Raw genomic sequence first — 2,942 nt, 5'->3', positions numbered from 1 at the left:
CGCGCCGTTGGCCGCCAGCTCGAGTCCTTCGCGGGCCCCCACCGCTCCGGCGAGGAAGTGTTCGAACCGCAGCTCCGCGAGGTCGCGGTGGCGGTCGACGTTGCCCGGTTTGGGCGTCCCCGCCACCTCGAGGAGCAGCGCCAGTTCCGCGTTCGCCGCTGGCGATCGCATACGTCTCGTTGCGTCCCGGGACGGCTTAGGGATGCGGGTTGTTCGTCGCGGCTCGCTTCGCTCACCGTTCGCGTTCCCGCGGTTCTCGCTCACTCTGTTCGCTCCGAACCGCGCCTCGCTCCGAACCGCGCCTCGCTCCGAACCACGTATCGCCCCGAACCGCGCACCGTTCGGATGGTTCGCGGGACCGTCAGTCCCGCGCTGACGGTCACTGCTCACGGTTCTCGTCGCTCACCGTTCGCTATCGAGGAATTTACTGCGTTCATCCCTCCCACCGCTCGCGCAGTATCATCGGCTGTCCTCGCTGGCTCGCGGTTCCCTGCGGTCACCGCTCGCATTGCGAGGCGCGAACACAGTGAGCGCCTCGCGACGCTCGGCCAGCCGACAGCGCGCGCCACCGCACACCGGACGGTCGGAACGGAGTGATAGTGTCGCCACGGAAACAGCGGTTCGAGGACCGTCAGGACTCGAGGTCGCGCTGTCGGCCCTTCGGCACCATCGAGCGCAGTTCGCCGTGGACGTAGAGGCCGACGCCGAGGGGTTCGAGCGCTTCGCTCTCGGCGGCCTCTTCTCGCGGGCTTCGCCCGCTCGAACTGTTCGAGGCGCTGTGCGCCTCGCTTTCACCGTCTTGCGATGATCTGCCCTCCGACACGACCCCGACCTCGTGGGCGGCGATGAGATAGCCCCAGTCGCCGTCCCACTCGAGTTCCTGGTCCTCGCCGGCCGCGAATCGACGGGCCTGCTCGCGCTCGAGTTCGATCACGCACTCGGTCGCGAGCGTGCCAAAGCGCTGGACGAAGTCCGTCGTGGGCTTCCAGTGCTCCTGTCGGGTCCGCAGGCAGGTCATTCCGATCGCCTCGATTTCGATCGGCGTCGGCGCGTCGCCGGCGTAGATCCAGATCTTGCCCGCACCCTTCTCCCAGAAGGTGTAGTCGTCGAACGTCTCGGACGGAATGCCGAACCGATCGGCGAAGAGAGTGACCACCTCCTCGCGCGTGGCCCGGCCATCGACGGTTCGCTCCGCTTCGGTCGCGGGCAGTCGATCGAACCGCTGACCGTCGTTCGTCTCCGAATAGTCGCCGTCTCGTTCGTCGCTCATTCGGCGGTCACCTCCAGTTTCGCGACGAAGAAGCCGCCCGTGTCGTTCTGGTGTGGATAGATCCGGGCTGCGTTTTCGAGGCTCGAGTCGAACGGTTCGCCGTCCCACTCGGTCAGTCCCGGCGAGTGCTCGAGGCCGAGGTCGAAGTCGACGACCCGGCAGGATTCGGTGTCGAGCGCGTGCTGGACGATGGCTTCGTTCTCCTCGGGCGCGAAGGTACACGTCGAGTAGACGACGGTCCCGCCCTCGCGGGTGGCCTGGATCGCTCGCCGGATGATCCCCTTCTGGATACCCGCGACGGAGGAGATGTGGCCCTCCGACCAGTTGTCGAGCGCGTCGGGGTTCTTCCGGATCGTCCCCTCGCAGGAACAGGGCGCGTCGACGAGCGTTCGATCGAACTCGTCGAAGTCGAAGCGGGACAGCGAGTAGTTGCGCGCGTCGGCGTTGGTCACCGCGAGGCTGGTCGCGCCGAGCCGTTCGGCGTTGAATCGCAGTGCGGAGATGCGCCCGAGGTTGTTGTCGTTCGCGACGACCGTTCCGCGGTCGTCCATCAGCGCCGCGATCTGGGTCGCCTTCCCGCCGGGAGCGGCACAGCAGTCCCAGACCCGCTCGCCGGGCTCGGGATCGAGGACGACCGGCGGCACCGCCGAGACCTCCTCTTGGCCGTGGGTAAAGCCGTGGAAAGAGGTCCACGTCGAGCCCGGCGAGTCGGTCTCGAGGTCCAGGACGCGCGGGTTCCAGTCGGCCTGGTCGTAGCCGACGCCCTCCTCCGCGAGGGCCGCGAGCGTCCGCTCGACAGAGGCCTTGATCGTATTGACGCGGACGGTGTTACCGAGCGGCCGCTCGCAGGCCGCCAGAAAGGCGTCGAAATCGTCGATGATCGGTCGATACCGCTCGAGTGGCTCCATCGAGCGCCGATTCGAGTGCCCGGCGCTTGTGGGTTTCGAAGGCGAGGGGAGCGGACCGTCGCTGCGGTCGCGACTGTATACCGCTGCCTATCCCAGCGGATCTCTCAATAGGTCTCCTAGAAACCGCTTTCAGCGAGGGCGAGGGACGTTCGTTCGTATGTCAACGGGTTCACCGAGTGACGACGAATCGGCGCGAACGCAGGCTGCCCTGGAGTCGCGGGACCGTTCGACCGAGTGTCCTCTCTGTCAGCTGACCGGCGAGAGCCCGGACCACGTCTATCGCCACCTCCAGGTCGGTCACCGGAAGAGCGCGATCGCCGACGCGCTCGTCGATGTCGTGTCGGCTCGAGAGGGAGCGCCTCTCGCCGAGTGAGGGCGTCGAGCCGTCGGCGACGGCGCCCGGTCGTTGCGCCATAGTGCGGCCCTCGATTTTATGCCGCTGACGGCCGTCGGTCCGAGTATGGCTGAAATCCGCGCGCAGGGACCGGAACCGGAACTCGAGGATCCGACGCTGGTCGAAGGATTTCCGGGCGTCGGTCTCGTCGGGAAAATCGCGACCGATCACCTCGTCGAGGAACTCGAGATGCGCTACTACGCGAGCGTCCACTGCGAGGGACTGCCCCGGATCGGCGTCTATCGGAGCGGTGACCGAACCGCACGTCCTCCGGTACGGCTCTACGTCAGCGAAGACCACGACCTCATCGCCCTCCAGAGCGACGCGCCGATCGCCTCGCAGGCGGTCGAGAGCGTCGCCGACTGCCTGA

General features: G+C 67.1%; 6 protein-coding genes. 3 read left to right on the top strand and 3 right to left on the bottom strand.

The window, feature by feature from the left end:
- The coding region (locus PGX04_RS33055) for a triphosphoribosyl-dephospho-CoA synthase (RefSeq protein WP_273742347.1) at positions 1 to 171 on the bottom strand (171 nt) is incomplete at its 3' end.
- Between the two features lie 174 nt (positions 172 to 345).
- Between PGX04_RS33055 and PGX04_RS33050 the strand changes: the two genes are divergently transcribed.
- Complete coding sequence (locus tag PGX04_RS33050) at positions 346 to 597, top strand: hypothetical protein (protein WP_273742346.1); 252 nt, start codon at positions 346 to 348, stop codon at positions 595 to 597.
- A gap of 34 nt (positions 598 to 631) precedes the next feature.
- Here PGX04_RS33050 and PGX04_RS33045 read toward each other — a convergent pair whose 3' ends face one another.
- Together PGX04_RS33045 and PGX04_RS33040 are read right to left on the bottom strand one after the other, a co-directional pair.
- Positions 632 to 1,270, bottom strand: coding sequence for a DUF7122 family protein (locus tag PGX04_RS33045; protein WP_273742345.1), 639 nt, complete (start codon positions 1,268 to 1,270; stop codon positions 632 to 634).
- Positions 1,267 to 2,178: an RsmB/NOP family class I SAM-dependent RNA methyltransferase gene (locus PGX04_RS33040; RefSeq protein ID WP_273742344.1), complete on the bottom strand. Its 912-nt coding sequence runs from the start codon at positions 2,176 to 2,178 to the stop codon at positions 1,267 to 1,269. The genes PGX04_RS33045 and PGX04_RS33040 overlap by 4 nt, the downstream gene beginning before the upstream one ends.
- 157 nt (positions 2,179 to 2,335) lie before the next feature.
- Here PGX04_RS33040 and PGX04_RS33035 point away from each other — a divergent pair, with 157 nt between their 5' ends.
- Both PGX04_RS33035 and PGX04_RS33030 read left to right on the top strand, forming a co-directional pair.
- Positions 2,336 to 2,551, top strand: a complete 216-nt coding sequence (locus PGX04_RS33035; protein ID WP_273742343.1) for a hypothetical protein — start codon at positions 2,336 to 2,338, stop codon at positions 2,549 to 2,551.
- An 87-nt stretch (positions 2,552 to 2,638) separates the two neighbouring features.
- Positions 2,639 to 2,942 (top strand): proteasome assembly chaperone family protein (locus PGX04_RS33030; protein WP_273742342.1); only part of this gene is annotated, 304 nt, incomplete at its 3' end.

Source organism: Natrinema soli (genome assembly GCF_028618695.1).
This window is presented reverse-complemented; position numbering and strand designations above follow the sequence as displayed.